The sequence below is a fragment of the Massilia sp. DD77 genome (assembly GCF_036961685.1).
Lineage (GTDB): Bacteria > Pseudomonadota > Gammaproteobacteria > Burkholderiales > Burkholderiaceae_D > Telluria.
The window spans coordinates 21,459-36,852 of the sequence record NZ_JBAMDH010000010.1; the positions used below are offsets into that span (position 1 = coordinate 21,459).

A 15,394-nucleotide genomic window follows, 5' to 3' on the forward strand; every position below is an offset into this window, starting at 1 on the left:
CTCGAATATTCCACCATGAACGCGAACCCCGCCACCATGTACTCCGGCGAACCCGCTCCGATCTCGGATACCCTGGGGACCGACAGCCTGCCACGCCTGCTGCTGGTCGATGACGAACCGCGCCTGCTGTCCTCCCTCCATGAGCTGCTGCAGGGACGCGGCTACCGCCTGGTCACGGCCTCCTCGGGCAGCGAAGCGCTGGCCCAGCTGTCGCGCCAGCGCTTCGACCTGGTCCTGCTCGACCTGCGCCTGCCCGACATCGGCGGCCACGACATCATGGACTTCATCAACGAGAAGGGCATCGACGCCCACGTGATCGTGATGAGCGGCGAAGTCGGCATCGACGCGGCGATCGGCGCCCTCAAGCGCGGCGCCTACGACTACCTGCGCAAGCCCTACAGCCGCGAAGAGCTCCTGACCACGGTCTCCAACGCCCTGCAGCAGCGCCGCCTGGCGTCGGACAACGAGCGCATGAGGCACCAGCTCGAGGCCTCCGAGAAGATGTACCGCTACCTGGTGGACTCGTCGCCGGACATCATCTATACCCTGAACCACGAAGGCCGCTTCACCTTCGTGAACGACCGCGCTTACCAGCTGCTGGGCTATACCCGCGAAGAGCTGATCGGCCAGCACTACTCGATCCTGGTGCACGAGGAAGACCTGGAGCGCGCGCGCTACGTGTTCAACGAGCGCCGCGTCGACGAACGCGCTTCGCGCAACGTCGAGCTGCGCCTGAAGTGCCGCGGCGGGAATGGCCACGACCGCACCTTCAACAACACCCTGATGACGATCTCGCTCAACGCGATCGGCATGCACGTGCCCGACCAGGAAGTGAAGAAGCTGGAGTTCTTCGGCACCTACGGCGTGGCGCGCGACATCACCGACCGCAAGCGCGCGGAAGAAGTGATCTCCTACCAGGCCTACCACGACATCCTGACCGACCTGCCGAACCGCATCCTGTTCAAGGACCGTCTCGGCCTGGCCGTGATCCAGGCCAAGCGCAAGCAGACCGAGCTCGCGGTGATGTTCATCGACCTGGACCGCTTCAAGCTGGTCAACGACACCCTCGGCCACGTGAAAGGTGACGAACTGCTGCAGCAGGCCGCGCGCCGCCTGAAGGAATGCCTGCGCAAGGGCGACACCCTGGCGCGCCAGGGCGGCGACGAATTCACCATCGTGCTGCCGGAACTGCGCGACCGCGATGACGCCCGCGTCATCGCCGACAAGTTCCTGGAAACCCTGCAGAAGCCCTTCGACCTGGATGGCCACGAAGTGCACATCTCGGCCTCGATCGGCATCGCGATCTACCCGAGCGACGGCGAATCGATCGACGAGCTGCTGCGCCATGCCGACATCGCGATGTACCAGGTCAAGGCTCTTGGCAAGAACGGCCACAGCTTCTACCACACCTCGATGCTCGACGTGTCGCACCAGAAGATCGCGCTGGAGCAGGCGCTGCGCCGCGCGCTGGAGCAGGACGAGCTAGAGATGTACTACCAGCCGCAGATCGACGCCATCACCGGCCGCATCGTCGGCGCCGAAGCGCTGATGCGCTGGAACCACCCGACCCGCGGCCTGCTGTCGGCCGGCGAGTTCCTGCCTTTCGCCGAAGAGAACGGCCTGATGCTGCCGATCTCGGACTGGATGATCGGCGCCCTGTGCCGCGACATGCTGCAATGGAAGGCGGTCGGCGGCGGCAACGTGCGCCTGTCGCTCAACCTGTCCCCGCAATACCTGGACCGCGGCGACTTCTTCGAGAAGATGCGCGGCGCCCTGGTGCGCTACGGGATCGCGCCGGGCCAGATCGAAGTCGAGATCACCGAGAACATCTGCATCCGCAATCCGCAGTACGCGATCGACCAGTTGAACAAGCTGTGCCAGCTGGGCGTGTCGATCGCGATCGACGACTTCGGCACCGGCTATTCCTCGCTGTCCTACCTGCACCGCTTCCCGATCCACACCGTCAAGATCGACCAGTCCTTCGTCAAGGAGATCCACGAGGAGAACGGGCACTACCCGGTCATCCTGGCGATCATCTCGATCGCGCGCGGCCTGGGCCTGAACCTGATCGCCGAAGGCGTGGAAACCGAGGAGCAGGCGCGCTACCTGCGCTCCAACGGCTGCCTGACCATGCAGGGCTACCTCTTCTACCGTCCGATTCCGCTGCAGGACTTCATCGGCGCGCTGCGTGCGCAGTCGAGCCCGAATTTACGTGCTGTCCAGGCGTAAGCGGCCATGCTCGATACTCCCAGTCATTCCAGCGACGCGCAGGAACGCCACACGGCCGAATTCCTGCGCGTAAAAGGCCTGGCCGAGCGCGGGGTGGCCCAGGCCCAGCACACGCTGGGCTTCATGTACGTCAACGGCCAGGGCGTGGCGCGCAACTACGAGCTGGCCGTGGCCTGGTACCGCATGGCCGCGTCCTCGGGCCTGGAGCAGGCCCAGTACAACCTCGGCGTGATGTACCAGAAGGGCCAGGGCGTGGAGCAGGACTTCGGCCAGGCCGCCTACTGGTACCGCCGCGCGGCCGAGCAAGGCTATGCGCCGGCGCAGTACAACCTGGGCTGGCTGTATGCGAAAGGACAGGGCGTGCCGAACGACGTGCAGCAGGCGCTGCACTGGTTCGGCCAGGCCGCCGAGCAGGGCGAGCCGGGCGCCCAGCACAACCTGGGCATGATGTACGAGACCGGCAAGGGCGTGCCGCAAGACCTGGACACGGCCCTCGACTGGTACCGGCGCGCCGCCGAACAAGGCTATGCGCGCTCGCAGTTCAACCTGGCGCTGCGCCACGACAGCGGACAGGGCCTGCCGCGCGACCCCTTTGCGGCGCTGGACTGGCTGCGCAAGGCGGCCGCCCAGGGCTATGCCCCGGCCCAGTTCAACCTCGGCCTGCGCTATGACAAAGGCCAGGACCTGCCCCAGGACAGCGAACAGGCCATCCTGTGGTACGGCCGTGCCGGCGAGCAGGGCCACGCCAGTTCCCAGTTCAACCTCGCCCTCATCTACGACAGCGGTCACGGCGTGCCGCGCAACGAGGAGCTGGCCCTGGGCTGGTACCTGCGCGCGGCCGAGCAGGGCCACGCGGGCGCCCAGGACAACCTGGGCATGCGCTACGAGCATGGCCAGGGCGTCGAGCGCGACCCGGCGCGGGCATTGCACTGGTACCGCCAGGCGGCGGAACAGGGCCTGCCTTCGGCCCAGTACCACCTGGGACAGCTTTATGACAGCGGCAACGGCATCGCCCAGGATGTGGAGCAGGCGGCCGCGTGGTATCGCAAGGCGGCCGAGCAGGGCCATCTGCGCGCCCAGTTCGACCTCGGCCTGCGCTACGAGGGCGGCGTCGGCGTGCCCCAGGACAGCGCGCAAGCCCTGGCCTGGTACCGCCGCGCCGCGGCCCAGAACTACGCCCCGGCCCAGTACATGGTGGGTGCGCTGCTCGACCGCATGGAAGAGAGCGACCCGCGCGAGGCGGCCGACTGGTTCCACAAGGCGGCCGACCAGGGGCACGCGCTGGCCCAGTTCGAGCTGGGGCTGCACTACGACTGCGGCAAGGGCGTCGATCGCGACTACGAAGCAGCGCATTTCTGGTACCTGTGCGCGGCGCGCCAGGGGCATGCGCGGGCGCAGTACAACCTGGGCGTGATGTACGCGGCGGGGCAGGGCGCGCAGCGCGATTTGGTGGAGGCCTATGCCTGGCTGCACCGGGCGGGGAGCGCGGGGGTGGCGCTGGCGGGGAGTTATCTCAAGAAGATCGCCGGACGGATGGAGCCGCAGGTGCTGGCGCAGGCGCAGCGATTACTGTAGGGCGGACGGCTTAAGACTACGACGGATCTGCTTCAGAAAAAAAGGCGGCCCTCAAGCCGCCTTCTCTTCAGCCGCGATTATTGCGCTTCAAACAGGCCATCAATGAGGCCACGGGTGAAGTCGCGTACTTGTTCGGCGCCAGTGATCAATCCGAGTGCGATGGCAGCGAGCGCCAAGGCGCGGCCGCCATTTACCGATTCCATTTCGGCGAAAGTCAGTTCTTGCATAATATTACCTTAATCTTTGAGTAAACGACATCAATCAGCTTTTATGCTGAGTGCTTACGAAACGTAGTGATCGGTATTTGGGGCCGGGAAGCGCGGGATATTGTCCCATGCCCAGCGCAGCGCTTTGCCGATGTTGTTACCCATTTCGTATGCGGCGCTCTTTTCGCCACCCGACACAGCTTCAATTTCAAAAAAATTCAGTTCCTGCATGACTCTTCTTTCTAACGCTTGTTAAAGTGCTTAGAGACATTCCAAGCAGATAAATTATTTTATTAATTCGACATCGCTGTCAAACATAAATTGCAAATAATTCCATCAACATAATCACGGTAATGTTGGTTGTAAAATTGCAACTTGACGCAATGTTCCTAATGCTGGATGATAAGATTCAATACGAAAGTGTTGGTACAGCTGTTTTCGCGGAATGAAGCTTCTCGTCTAATGCAATGAGGTTAGCAGTGCGTTTTTTCTATATATTTGCCCATATTGGGGTGGCTTTACTTTTCGCTGCAACCGGAGCGACGGTCAATCGGGAATTATTTGGAGCGCAGTATTCCGGACTGATTGGTAGTATCTTGTTCTTTATCCTCATCGCAAGCGGCTGCATTTATATATTCCGTCCGCACGTTGGTCTGGGCCGTGGCGCGCTTTTTTACGCGTGGGGCATAATTTTTCTGCTGTACACGCTGATAGGCTTTGCTCTTCGGTTTGCAAGTGGTGTGGATTTGTCGATCTCTCCGCTAGCACTTATTGCTGGCGGAGTGCTTCTTCTGAGCGCCTCATGCAGGAAGCATCAAGCGCGGTAACATTCCCAATTGATAGATTGTCAGCACACGTCTTTTTGCTGATATTCCGAATTTCCGAGTCGGTATAATTTGCGCTTTATTATTGCTAAGTAATGGTGCTACAAGTTACTGTGGCTGTTGTGTTTGGTGTCCCGACTTTGAACCACTAAAACGTCCGTTACCTGTGCTGGCGCAGTCGGGGTAGAGGTTCGCCGCGCTATACTGTATGTTCATACAGTCAAGCCGCCGCGATGGAACTCAACGACAAGCTCGAAATCCTGGCCGATGCCGCCAAGTACGACGCCTCCTGCGCCAGCAGCGGCGCGCCCAAGCGCGGATCCGAGGGCAAGGACGGCCTGGGCGCCACCACCGGCATGGGCATCTGCCACAGCTACACGCCCGACGGCCGCTGCGTCTCGCTGCTCAAGATCCTGCTGACCAACTTCTGCATCTACGACTGCCAGTACTGCATCAACCGGCGCAGTTCCAACGTGCCGCGCGCCCGTTTCGCGGTCGAGGAAGTGGTCAAGCTGACCCAGGATTTCTACCTGCGCAACTACATCGACGGCCTGTTCCTGAGCTCGGGCATCATCCGCTCGGCCGACTACACGATGGAGCAGCTGGTCGCCGTCGCGCGCCAGCTGCGCCAGGTGCACCAGTTCCGCGGCTACATCCACCTCAAGACCATTCCCGACGCCGACCCGGCCCTGATCGAGGAAGCGGGACGCTGGGCCGACCGCCTGTCGGTCAACATCGAGCTGCCGACCCACGACAGCGTGACCCGCCTGGCGCCTGAAAAAAGCGTCCACACCATCAAGCTGGCGATGGGTTCGATCCGCCGCAAACTCGACGAAAAGGCCGAGGAGCCGAAGGCGCCCAGTTTCGCGCCGGCCGGCCAGAGCACGCAGATGATCGTCGGCGCCGACGCCAGCGACGACCACACCATCCTGAACACCGCCGAGACGCTCTACGGCAGCTACAAGCTCAAGCGCGTGTATTACTCGGCCTTCAGCCCCATTCCGCAAAGCCCCAAGAGCGTGCCGGCCGCGCCGCCGCCGCTGCTGCGCGAGCACCGCCTGTACCAGGCCGACTTCCTGCTGCGCGGCTACGGCTTCACGGCGGGCGAGCTGATGCCCCAAAGCGGCAACCTGGCCCTGGACGTCGATCCCAAGCTGGCCTGGGCCCTGTCCAACCGCGATCACTTCCCGATGGACCTGAACCGCGCCGACGCCAGCATGATCGCGCGCATCCCCGGCATCGGGCTGCGCAACGCCAAGCGCCTGGTGGAGCTGCGCCGCTTGCGCCGCATCCGCTGGGAAGACCTGTCGCGCCTGCGCTGCAGTCTCAAGAAGCTGGCGCCCTTCGTGGTCACCGCCGACTACAAGCCGGCGCAAGGGGCGGCGGAGTCCGGCATCCTGCGCCGCCACCTGGCCGACCACCAGCCCGCGCAGCAGATGAACCTTTGGCCGGAGCTGCAGGCGGCATGAACGCCCAGGGCGCCGCCCAAGCCGTCCTGCAGGGCCGGGCCCTGGAAGTGAACGGCTTCGCGCAGTGGCGCGAGGCGGCGCGCGAGCTGCTGCGCGCCGGCGTGCCGCCCGAGGCGGTGACCTGGGGCGCGCCCGGCGCGGACCTGTTCTCGGGTGCGCCGGCGCCGGAAAGCCCCCCGCATAATGCGCCTATCCAGTTGCAGGAACCGAAACCGGCACCGCATTTGCCGCGCTCGCTGCTCGACATGCTGCAATCCGCCGCCTGCTACCGCGAGGCCGACCGCTGGGCCTTTTTATACCGGGTGCTGTGGCGCTGGCAGCTGGGCGAGCACGACGTGCAGTCGCCCGCCGACCCGGACGGCGCGCGCCTGCACGCCATGGTCAAGGCGGTGCGCCGCGAGGAGCACGACATGCACGCCTACATCCGTTTCCGCGAACGTCCCATCGAGGCCGGCGCGCCGCGCTTCGTGGCCTGGTTCGAGCCGCGCCACGACGTGCTGCCCCAGGTCGCCGAACACTTCGTCAGCCGCATGGGCAAGGTGAGCTGGATGATCGCCACCCCCGAGGCCAGCGTGCTGTGGGACGGGAACACCCTGCACAACTGCGGCCCGCTGATGTCCAGCGCCGCCGACCTCGAGGACAGCGGCGAGGCGCTCTGGCTCACCTACTACCGCAGCATCTTCAACCCGGCGCGCCTGAATACCTCGGTGATGCAGAGCCACATCCCTTCGCGTTTCTGGAAGAATTTGCCGGAAGGCGCCCTGGTGCCGTCGCTGGTGAGCCAGGCCGGCCTGGGCGCGCGCCGCATCGGCCAGGTGCAGGCGGTGGGACGGCGCAGCGGCGCCACCATCCCGATCGCGCCCGAGGCCGCCCAGCCCGAACGCCAGCAGCCGTCGAAGCTGGACGAATGCCGGCGCTGCGAGCTGTGGGAACACGCCACCCAGGCGGTCGGCGGCGCGGGGCCGAAGCGCGCGCCGATCATGATCGTCGGCGAGCAGCCGGGCGACCAGGAAGACCTGGCCGGCGCGCCCTTCGTAGGGCCGGCCGGCAAGCTGCTCGACCAGGTCTTCGAGCAGGCCGGGCTGGACCGCAAGACCGTCTACCTCACCAACGCCGTCAAGCATTTCAAATGGGAGCCGCGCGGCAAGCGCCGCCTGCACAAGACGCCGGTCCAGCGCGAGATCGAGGCCTGCCACTACTGGCTCGAGAAGGAACTGGCGGCCTGCAAGCCCAAGGTCATCGTGGCCATGGGCGCCACCGCCCTCAAGTCGGTCATGCAAGAGAAGAACGTCACCCTCAAGGACACGCTGGGCCGGCCGGTGCGCCACGGCGACAGCTGGGTCGTGACCATCTACCACCCGTCCTACGTGCTGCGCGTCCCCGACGAAGCGTCCAAGCACGAAGCCTTTTCCGTGATGGTGAAAGGGCTGCGCCTGGCCCAGGAACTGCTGGAACGTCCGGACCTCCCCGAGCCACTCCAATAAGTCATCGTTCAATGCGTGACGCATCGCGCAGCACGGTCGTTCTACTGTAACTGCGCCTATTTACAAGCTATCTACGCTTTTTGCCGGGTTGTTGCGCCGATGACGCAAGCTCAGCAAAAAGTCGTTATCGCATTAGCCAAATTCTCTCGAAAACTCTCTTTCGGCCCATAGAATTTCCGCAAGGAACTAATTCTTTGAATGCGCCGGCTGGATATCCTGCCGCACCACGCCGCGCACCGCTGTGAACCGACTTGATTGAGATTGACGATGAAATCCGCCTTTTTCCGGCTCTTGCCGGTGCTCTCCCTGACCATGCTGGCTATCCCGGCGGTGCACGCCGATGACGCCCCTCCGGCGCCCGCCACCATGACGCCCGTCGCAGCCGCGGCGCTGCCCATCACCACCACCGTGACCGTCGCCTCGCAATACGTGTCGCGCGGCGTGCGCCAGACCTGGGGCCGTCCGGCCCTGCAGGTGGGTGTCGACTATGTGCGTCCCGATGGCTGGTCCGCCGGCACCTGGGCCTCGACCATCAGCGACCGCTTCGTCGAGGGCGGGCGCGTCGAATGGGACCTGTACGGCGGCTACAGCGGCACGGCCGGTCCGGTCGGCTACAGCCTGATGGCCTATTACTACCTCTATCCGGGCGCCGCGATCAGCGCCACCAGCACCAAGTTCAACTACGGCGAACTCTCCCTCGGCGTCACCTGGAAGTCCTTCTACGCCAAGTACAACCGCACCATGACGCGCGACTTCTTCGGCATCGTGAACGCGCGCGGCACCGGCTACCTGGACGTGGGCATGAACCACGACCTGGGCGGCGGCTACGTGCTGAACCTGCATGCCGGCGACGGCCGCGTGGCCGGCGCGGGCAACGACTACTGGAACTGGCGCGACGTGAAAGCCGGCGTGACCCGCAGCTTCGACGGCGGCTGGACCGTGTCCACGGCCTGGACCCGTGCCCGCGGCGCGACCGACGCCTACGACCGCTACACCACCGGCATGGCGCGCGGCGACGGCAAGCTGGCCGTCTCGAACCCCGCCAAGGGCACCTTCACCGTCAGCGTGGCCAAGACCTTCTGACCTGCGGAGTACATCCACCATGAACGAACCGACGAAGCCGCGTAGCGGCCTGTCCTTGTCCCTGACCGCCAAGATCTGCGCCACCGCCACCGCGCTGGTGGTGCTAAGCCTGGGCATCACCTCCGCCTTCATCGGTGTCAAGAGCAGCCACAGTGCCGAAGAGGCGGCGATGGACCTGGCGCGCACCTCGGCGCGCGAGGCATCCGCCGCGATGCAGAGCCGCATTGGCGCCAACCTGGCCATTCCCGCCACCATGGCGGGCACCATGCGTTCGACCCTCGCCGCGGCCCAGCCGCTGGCGCGCGACCAGATTGCCGAGATGACCAAGGCTGCGCTGCTGAGCTCCGACGACCTGTTCGGCGCCGCCGTGACCATGGAAGCGAATGCGCTAGACGGCAAGGACGCGGAATTCTCCGGCCAGAAGCCGATGTACGACGACAGCGGCCGCTACATGCCTTACTTCACGCGTAACGGCGCGGACGGCGTGAGCGTCGAGCCGATCATCTTCCCGACCACGCCCGGCGCCAACGACTGGTACGACGTACCCAAGGCCAGCAAGCGCATGTTCTTCACCGAGCCATACTTGTACCCGGTGAACGGCAAGGACGTCATGATGGCCTCGCTGGTGGTGCCGATCCTGGTCGACGGCCAGTTCAAGGGCACCGCCAGCGCCGACTTCAACGTCAACCGCCTCGGCGCCATCCTGGCCGAGATGAAGCTGGTGGAAGGCGGCTCGCTGGCGCTGATCTCGAACGGCGGCCTGTACGCCAGCCACAAGGAGCACGCCCGTAACGGCAAGAAGGCCGAGGACCTGCCGGCCGCCGCGCTCGATGCGGTACGCGCGGGCAAATCCTATGAGTTCGTCGACGCCAAGGGCATGGTGCGCCTGCTGCAGCCGCTGCGCATCCATCCGGACATCGCTCCGTGGGCGATCTCGCTGAGCTTCCCGCACAGCGTGGCCACCGCATCGGCGCGTGACCTGATCGGCTATGCGCTGCTGGTCTCGGTGGTGTGCGCGATCGCCGCGGCCTTCATCATGGTGACCGTGCTGCGCCGCCTGACCCGCCCGCTGCGTGTGCTGAGCAAGACCATGACCGGCCTGTCCAGCGGCAACGCCGACCTGAGCGCCCGCCTGGACGTGCGCGGCAACGACGAGCTGGCGACCATCGCCAGCGGCTTCAACGGCTTCGTGGCCAAGATCGAATCGGTGCTGGCGCGCGTGCGCACCAGTTCCGACAGCGTGGCCATGGCCGCGAACGAGATCAGCCAGGGCAACAGCGACCTGTCCTCGCGCACCGAACACCAGGCCAGCGCGCTGGAAGAAACCGCGGCCTCGATGGAAGAGCTGACCAGCACCGTGCGCCAGAACGCCGACAACGCCCAGCAGGCCAACCAGCTGGCGCGGTCGGCGTCGGAAACCGCCACCCGCGGCGGCGAGGTGGTGGCGCGCGTGGTCGACACCATGTCCTCGATCAGCGAGTCGTCGAAGAAGGTGGTGGACATCATCAGCGTCATCGACGGCATCGCCTTCCAGACCAACATCCTGGCCTTGAACGCGGCGGTGGAAGCGGCGCGCGCCGGCGAACAGGGCCGCGGCTTCGCGGTCGTGGCCAGCGAGGTGCGCAACCTGGCCCAGCGCAGCGCCGCGGCGGCCAAGGAGATCAAGACCCTGATCGGCGACTCGGTCGACAAGGTCGGCATCGGCAGCGCCCTGGTGGCGGAAGCCGGCCAGACCATGGACGACGTGGTCGGCAGCGTACGCCGCGTGAGCGACATCGTGGCCGAGATCACCGCCGCCAGCGCCGAGCAGAGCGCCGGCATCGGCCAGGTCAACCAGGCCATCGGCCAGATGGACGGCGTGACCCAGCAGAACGCCGCCCTGGTCGAGGAAGCCGCCGCCGCAGCCGAAAGCCTGCAGCGCCAGTCGGCCCTGCTGGTGTCGCTGGTGGGCGAATTCAAGATCCAGGGCCAGCCCGCCGTCCCTACGCGCCTCGCGAAGAACCCTCCGCAGTTGATGATCGATTGAAAAGCATGGAACCAACATGAGCCAGACCACGCACGCGCGCCCGGCGCGCCGACTTTCCCTGTCCTTGAGCGCCAAGATCTGCGCCACCGCGACCACGCTGGTGGTGCTGAGCCTGGGCATCACCTCGTCCTTCATCGGCGTCAAGAGCAGCCAGAGCGCTGAAACCGAGGCGATTGCGCATGCTCACACGCTGACGCGCGAAGCCACCGCCATGCTGCAAGGCCGCCTGGCGCAGAACATGGCCGGCATCGACGCCATCGCTGGCGCGCTGGAAGCCACGGTCGGCGCCCAGCAGGCGCCGACGCGCGAGCAGATCAACCACATCATCCACAAGCACATTTCGCGCGCCGGAGACCTGGTCGGCAGCGCTGCGACTTTCGAGCCGAACGCGCTCGACGGCAAGGATGCCGAATTTGCCGGCCAGAAGCCGCACTATGACGACAGCGGCCGCTACATGCCGTACTTCTCGCGCGGCGCGGATGGCAAGGTCAATATCGAGCCCATCGTGTTCGGCAGCGACGCCGCCATGAACGCCTGGTATGAGGCGCCGAAGGCCAGTGGCCGCGTGTTCTTCTCGGAGCCCTATGTGTATCCGATCAACGGCAAGGACGAGCTGATCGCCTCGCTGGTGGCGCCGATCATGGTAAACGGCAAATTCCATGGAGCCGTCACGGGCGACTTCATGCTCACCAAGCTCGGCGCCATGCTGGCCGGCCTGAAGACGATGGAAGGCGGCACCCTGGCGCTGATCTCGAACGGCGGCCTCTACGCCAGCAACAAGGACCACGCCCGCAACGGCAAGAAGGCCGACGACTTGCCGGCCGCGGCGCTGGAAGCGGTACGCCAGGGCCAGCCTTACCAGTACCTCGACGACCAGGACGTGCTGCACCTGCTGCAGCCGCTGCGCGTGCATCCGGACATCGCGCCATGGGCGATCTCGCTGAGCTTCCCGCGCAGCGTGGCGACCGCCTCGGCGCGCGAACTGGTCGGCTACAACCTGCTGGTCTCGGTAGCCTGCGCAATCGCCGCGGCCCTGATCATGGTCACCGTGCTGCGCCGCCTGACCCGCCCGTTGCGGGTGCTGGGCCAGACCATGACGGGCCTGTCCAGCGGCAACGCCGACCTGAGCGCCCGCCTGGATGTGCATGGCAATGACGAACTGGCGACCATCGCCAGCGGCTTCAACGGCTTCGTGGCCAAGATCGAGAGCGTGCTGCGCCGCGTGCGCGAAAGCTCGGAGAGCGTGGCCACGGCTGCCGGTGAAATCCGCCAGGGGAATACGGACCTGTCCGGTCGCACCGAGCAGCAGGCCAGCGCGCTGGAAGAAACCGCGGCCTCGATGGAAGAGCTGACCAGCACCGTGCGCCAGAACGCCGACAACGCCCAGCAGGCCAACCAGCTGGCGCGGTCGGCGTCGGAAACCGCCACCCGCGGCGGCGAGGTGGTGGCGCGCGTGGTCGACACCATGTCCTCGATCAGCGAGTCGTCGAAGAAGGTGGTGGACATCATCAGCGTTATCGACAGCATCGCTTTCCAGACCAATATCCTGGCCCTGAACGCGGCCGTCGAGGCGGCGCGCGCCGGCGAACAGGGCCGCGGCTTCGCGGTCGTGGCCAGCGAGGTGCGCAACCTGGCCCAGCGCAGCGCCGCGGCGGCCAAGGAGATCAAGACCCTGATCGGCGACTCGGTCGACAAGGTCGGCGTCGGCAGCGCCCTGGTGGCGGAAGCCGGCCAGACCATGGACGACGTGGTCGGCAGCGTGCGCCGCGTGAGCGACATCGTGGCCGAGATCACCGCCGCCAGCGCCGAGCAGAGCGCCGGCATCGGCCAGGTCAACCAGGCCATCGGCCAGATGGACGGCGTGACCCAGCAGAACGCCGCCCTGGTCGAGGAAGCCGCCGCCGCAGCCGAAAGCCTGCAGCAGCAGTCGGCCATCCTGGTGGCCCTGGTGGCGGAGTTCCGCATGGACGGCCAGGCATCGCAGCCGCGCCTGGACAAGGAGCGCGCCCCGCTGATGCTTGGCTAATGGATTTGCAACATCCTGTTACCACCTGGTGGTGACCGGAGCAAACGCGGTAAGCTCCGTCACACATCAATAACAACAGGATGTCTTCATGAGCAAATTCGCTGTTCCGGCACTGTGCCTGTGCTTGTGCCAGTATCTGTGGTCAGCGCCGTCCTTGGCCCAGTCGGGCGATCCCGCCCCGGTTCCGCTGGAGGCGCAAGCCGAAGTGGAGAGCGTCCCCGAGCAGATCCATGTGGTGGCCCAGCGTCCCGGGCCGGGCATGTGGAAGGTGTCGAAGGACGGACACGTGCTGTGGGTGTTCGGCACCTATGCGCCGCTGCCGAAGAACATGGAATGGCGTGCGCACGAAGTCGAGGCGGCGATTGCCGGCTCGCAGGAATACCTGGCGCCAATGGGCGCCAAGGCCGACGCGGGAATTTTCAAGGCGATCACCTTGCTGCCGCACTTGATCGGCATCCGCAAGAACCCCGACGGCGCCACCTTGCGCGAGCTGATGCCGCCGGAGCAGTATGCACGCTGGACCGAACTCAAGGCCAGGTACATGCCGGACAACGACGATGCGGAGCGCGAGCGCCCCGTGTTCGCCGCCGAAGCCCTGATGCGCATCGCGCGCAAGCAGGCGGGCCTGCATGGCGACGAGGCGGTGCGCAAGCGCGTGCAGGAGCTGGTCAAGAAGAACAAGCTCAAATATACGTCCTCCACCGTCGACCTGCCGATGGACAATGCGCGGACCATGCTCAAGAACTTCAAGAAGACTTCGCTCAACGACGTCGCCTGCCTGACCAACACCATGGCCACGCTCGAGTCCGAGATTGCCGAGGCCAGCGCGCGCGCCAAAGCCTGGGCAAAGGGCAACATCGACGAGATCCGCAAGCTGGACTTCGCCGGGCGCGAGGAAGCCTGCTTCAGCAATGTGTTCGACAGCGCGGTGTTCGACGCCGATCCGGCCTTCAAGAACATGCGCACGCTAATGCGCCAGAAGTGGCTGGCGGCGGCCGAGCAGGCGCTGGCAAGCAATGCCTCGACCTTCGCGCTGCTGCAGATCAAGGACATCATCGACCCGAAGGGCGTGATTGCGGCGCTGGCGGCCAAGGGCTATACGGTCGAACAGCCTGATTGAAGCCCGTCCGGCCCGTGCGATTCGCCAGGCCGGATTGCTTGAAGGTTTGTCAAATGCCGGCAAACGCGCGTAGAATGCTGGCAACGCGGGTGTAGCTCAATGGTAGAGCAGGAGCTTCCCAAGCTTAAGACGAGGGTTCGATTCCCTTCACCCGCTCCATCCCTTGACTACCTCGACTGGGTTGTCGACATCAGTCCTTGCCGGCGCCTTCCACCTGTTTCGGCGCCGCCGCCTCGACCGGCTTGCTGAGCGTGAACGGCTGCTCCAGGTAGCGCATGCGCCATTCCGGCTGCTCCCGGTCCAGCAACAAGGCCAGTCCCGCGCCCATCGCATACACCGCCAGCCGGCGCTGCTTGGCCAGTTGCGCCCTTTTGAGTTCGCGCAGCATGGCGGCGCGCATCGCGGCGGCCTGTTCGCCATACGGCTTGAAGTCGGGCAGGGCGGCGAACGGCGCGCTGGGCTGGTAGCCTGATGCCGCCAGGCCTGCCACGCGCAGCTCGGTGTAGCGGGCCACGCCTTCCTGCCATAGCTGGAAATCGAGGTAGCGGAATTCGTCCCGGCTGACCTGCGCAGCCAGCCGCGCCTGCGCCCCCGCGACCGTGTCGGCGCCGCCCTGGTCGGTCTCCAGCGCCCGCGCCAAGGCCAGCGACAGCGTGCGGAACTGGCTTGCCACCGCCGGTTTGGTATAGGGGAAGGGATAGTTCAGCATCCACATGCCGGTCTTGTCGCCGCCGGACAGGCCCAGGCTGTCGACGCTGTCGAAGTAGCCGGGCGCGCCGGACTGCCATTGATGGAAATGCTCGTGCAGCAGGGTCAAGACCCAGGCGGTCGATTGCGGGCTGTCCGTGTTGGGCGCCTGGCCGACGACGACCGTGGAGATGCCGTTCACGGCCGGGAAGGTGGCCATCAGATTGGGCGGAAAGACCCGCTTGCGCACCAGGACTTCCTGGCCGAGCAGGGCGTCGCGGCCGAGCGGGCGGAAGTCGTCGCTGGGGGCCGGATGGCCGACCAGGAATTCGTGATCCCGGGTCACCAGCAGCACGGGGAAGATCGTACGGCTCCAGCCCGGCCAGACGCGCTCGCCGATCCAGGCTTTCAGGCGGAAGGCTTCGGCCAGCCGGATGCGGTCGGCGGAAGGCAGCGAAGGTTCGGGGACAGCTTGTCCCCGGGCCGGGTGCATGGTGATCAGGCAGAACAGGAGCGGCAGCAGTCGCCGCAAAAGGGAAGGGATCATCGTGTGCTTCGTGGAGGCGTGCGGGACGCGCGTATCCCTGCGGTTGATCGGTGGTTGAGCGGCGGCATTCGGCACGCGGCCAGACCCCATCCGTGGAAAGCCATTCTAACCAGAACCG

General features: G+C 65.6%; 12 protein-coding genes and 1 tRNA gene. 10 read left to right on the forward strand and 3 right to left on the reverse strand.

Annotated elements, in window-relative coordinates; genetic code table 11:
• The first annotated feature begins 15 nt into the window (after positions 1–15).
• The gene (locus V7778_RS07400; RefSeq protein ID WP_335553316.1) at positions 16–2,229 is read left to right on the forward strand and encodes a putative bifunctional diguanylate cyclase/phosphodiesterase; all 2,214 of its coding nucleotides are present in this window, start codon (positions 16–18) and stop codon (positions 2,227–2,229) included.
• A 6-nt stretch (positions 2,230–2,235) separates the two neighbouring features.
• Entirely contained in the window at positions 2,236–3,804 is a 1,569-nt protein-coding gene (locus V7778_RS07405) for a tetratricopeptide repeat protein (protein ID WP_335553318.1), read from the forward strand.
• Positions 3,805–3,881: 77 nt separating this feature from the next.
• On the opposite strand, the gene V7778_RS07410 is transcribed toward V7778_RS07405, so the two are convergent.
• Entirely contained in the window at positions 3,882–4,031 is a 150-nt protein-coding gene (locus tag V7778_RS07410) for a class IIb bacteriocin, lactobin A/cerein 7B family (RefSeq protein ID WP_335553320.1), read from the reverse strand.
• A 54-nt stretch (positions 4,032–4,085) separates the two neighbouring features.
• Entirely contained in the window at positions 4,086–4,241 is a 156-nt protein-coding gene (locus tag V7778_RS07415; RefSeq protein ID WP_335553322.1) for a hypothetical protein, read from the reverse strand.
• A gap of 248 nt (positions 4,242–4,489) precedes the next feature.
• Here V7778_RS07415 and V7778_RS07420 point away from each other — a divergent pair, with 248 nt between their 5' ends.
• The 8 genes from V7778_RS07420 to V7778_RS07455 all read left to right on the forward strand — a co-directional run bounded on the left by V7778_RS07420 (position 4,490) and on the right by V7778_RS07455 (position 14,201).
• Positions 4,490–4,837 (forward strand): hypothetical protein, encoded by a 348-nt coding sequence (locus tag V7778_RS07420; RefSeq protein WP_335553324.1) that lies wholly within the window; start codon positions 4,490–4,492, stop codon positions 4,835–4,837.
• A gap of 230 nt (positions 4,838–5,067) precedes the next feature.
• Complete coding sequence (locus V7778_RS07425) at positions 5,068–6,303, forward strand: putative DNA modification/repair radical SAM protein (protein WP_335553326.1); 1,236 nt, start codon at positions 5,068–5,070, stop codon at positions 6,301–6,303.
• Complete coding sequence (locus V7778_RS07430; RefSeq protein WP_335553328.1) at positions 6,300–7,787, forward strand: UdgX family uracil-DNA binding protein; 1,488 nt, start codon at positions 6,300–6,302, stop codon at positions 7,785–7,787. The genes V7778_RS07425 and V7778_RS07430 overlap by 4 nt, the downstream gene beginning before the upstream one ends.
• 267 nt (positions 7,788–8,054) lie before the next feature.
• Positions 8,055–8,870, forward strand: a complete 816-nt coding sequence (locus V7778_RS07435; RefSeq protein WP_335553329.1) for a TorF family putative porin — start codon at positions 8,055–8,057, stop codon at positions 8,868–8,870.
• A 19-nt stretch (positions 8,871–8,889) separates the two neighbouring features.
• The gene (locus V7778_RS07440; protein WP_335553331.1) at positions 8,890–10,896 is read left to right on the forward strand and encodes a methyl-accepting chemotaxis protein; all 2,007 of its coding nucleotides are present in this window, start codon (positions 8,890–8,892) and stop codon (positions 10,894–10,896) included.
• Between the two features lie 16 nt (positions 10,897–10,912).
• The gene (locus tag V7778_RS07445; protein ID WP_335553333.1) at positions 10,913–12,922 is read left to right on the forward strand and encodes a methyl-accepting chemotaxis protein; all 2,010 of its coding nucleotides are present in this window, start codon (positions 10,913–10,915) and stop codon (positions 12,920–12,922) included.
• Between the two features lie 88 nt (positions 12,923–13,010).
• On the forward strand, positions 13,011–14,042 hold the full coding sequence (locus tag V7778_RS07450; protein ID WP_335553335.1) for a TraB/GumN family protein: 1,032 nt from the start codon (positions 13,011–13,013) through the stop codon (positions 14,040–14,042).
• Positions 14,043–14,127: 85 nt separating this feature from the next.
• Positions 14,128–14,201, forward strand: a tRNA-Gly gene (locus V7778_RS07455).
• Positions 14,202–14,232: 31 nt separating this feature from the next.
• Here the strand turns inward: V7778_RS07455 and V7778_RS07460 are convergent.
• Positions 14,233–15,276, reverse strand: coding sequence for a hypothetical protein (locus V7778_RS07460; protein ID WP_335553337.1), 1,044 nt, complete (start codon positions 15,274–15,276; stop codon positions 14,233–14,235).
• Between the last annotated feature and the right edge of the window lie 118 nt (positions 15,277–15,394).

Excerpts from the sequence above, each read along its gene's own strand:
- V7778_RS07400 (WP_335553316.1), top strand. The coding sequence starts at position 16 with ATGAACGCGAACCCCGCCACCATGTACTCCGGCGAACCCGCTCCGATC.
- V7778_RS07405 (WP_335553318.1), top strand. The coding sequence starts at position 2,236 with ATGCTCGATACTCCCAGTCATTCCAGCGACGCGCAGGAACGCCACACG.
- V7778_RS07410 (WP_335553320.1), bottom strand. The coding sequence starts at position 4,031 with ATGCAAGAACTGACTTTCGCCGAAATGGAATCGGTAAATGGCGGCCGC.
- V7778_RS07415 (WP_335553322.1), bottom strand. The coding sequence starts at position 4,241 with ATGCAGGAACTGAATTTTTTTGAAATTGAAGCTGTGTCGGGTGGCGAA.
- V7778_RS07425 (WP_335553326.1), top strand. The coding sequence starts at position 5,068 with ATGGAACTCAACGACAAGCTCGAAATCCTGGCCGATGCCGCCAAGTAC.
- V7778_RS07430 (WP_335553328.1), top strand. The coding sequence starts at position 6,300 with ATGAACGCCCAGGGCGCCGCCCAAGCCGTCCTGCAGGGCCGGGCCCTG.
- V7778_RS07435 (WP_335553329.1), top strand. The coding sequence starts at position 8,055 with ATGAAATCCGCCTTTTTCCGGCTCTTGCCGGTGCTCTCCCTGACCATG.
- V7778_RS07440 (WP_335553331.1), top strand. The coding sequence starts at position 8,890 with ATGAACGAACCGACGAAGCCGCGTAGCGGCCTGTCCTTGTCCCTGACC.
- V7778_RS07445 (WP_335553333.1), top strand. The coding sequence starts at position 10,913 with ATGAGCCAGACCACGCACGCGCGCCCGGCGCGCCGACTTTCCCTGTCC.
- V7778_RS07450 (WP_335553335.1), top strand. The coding sequence starts at position 13,011 with ATGAGCAAATTCGCTGTTCCGGCACTGTGCCTGTGCTTGTGCCAGTAT.
- V7778_RS07460 (WP_335553337.1), bottom strand. The coding sequence starts at position 15,276 with ATGATCCCTTCCCTTTTGCGGCGACTGCTGCCGCTCCTGTTCTGCCTG.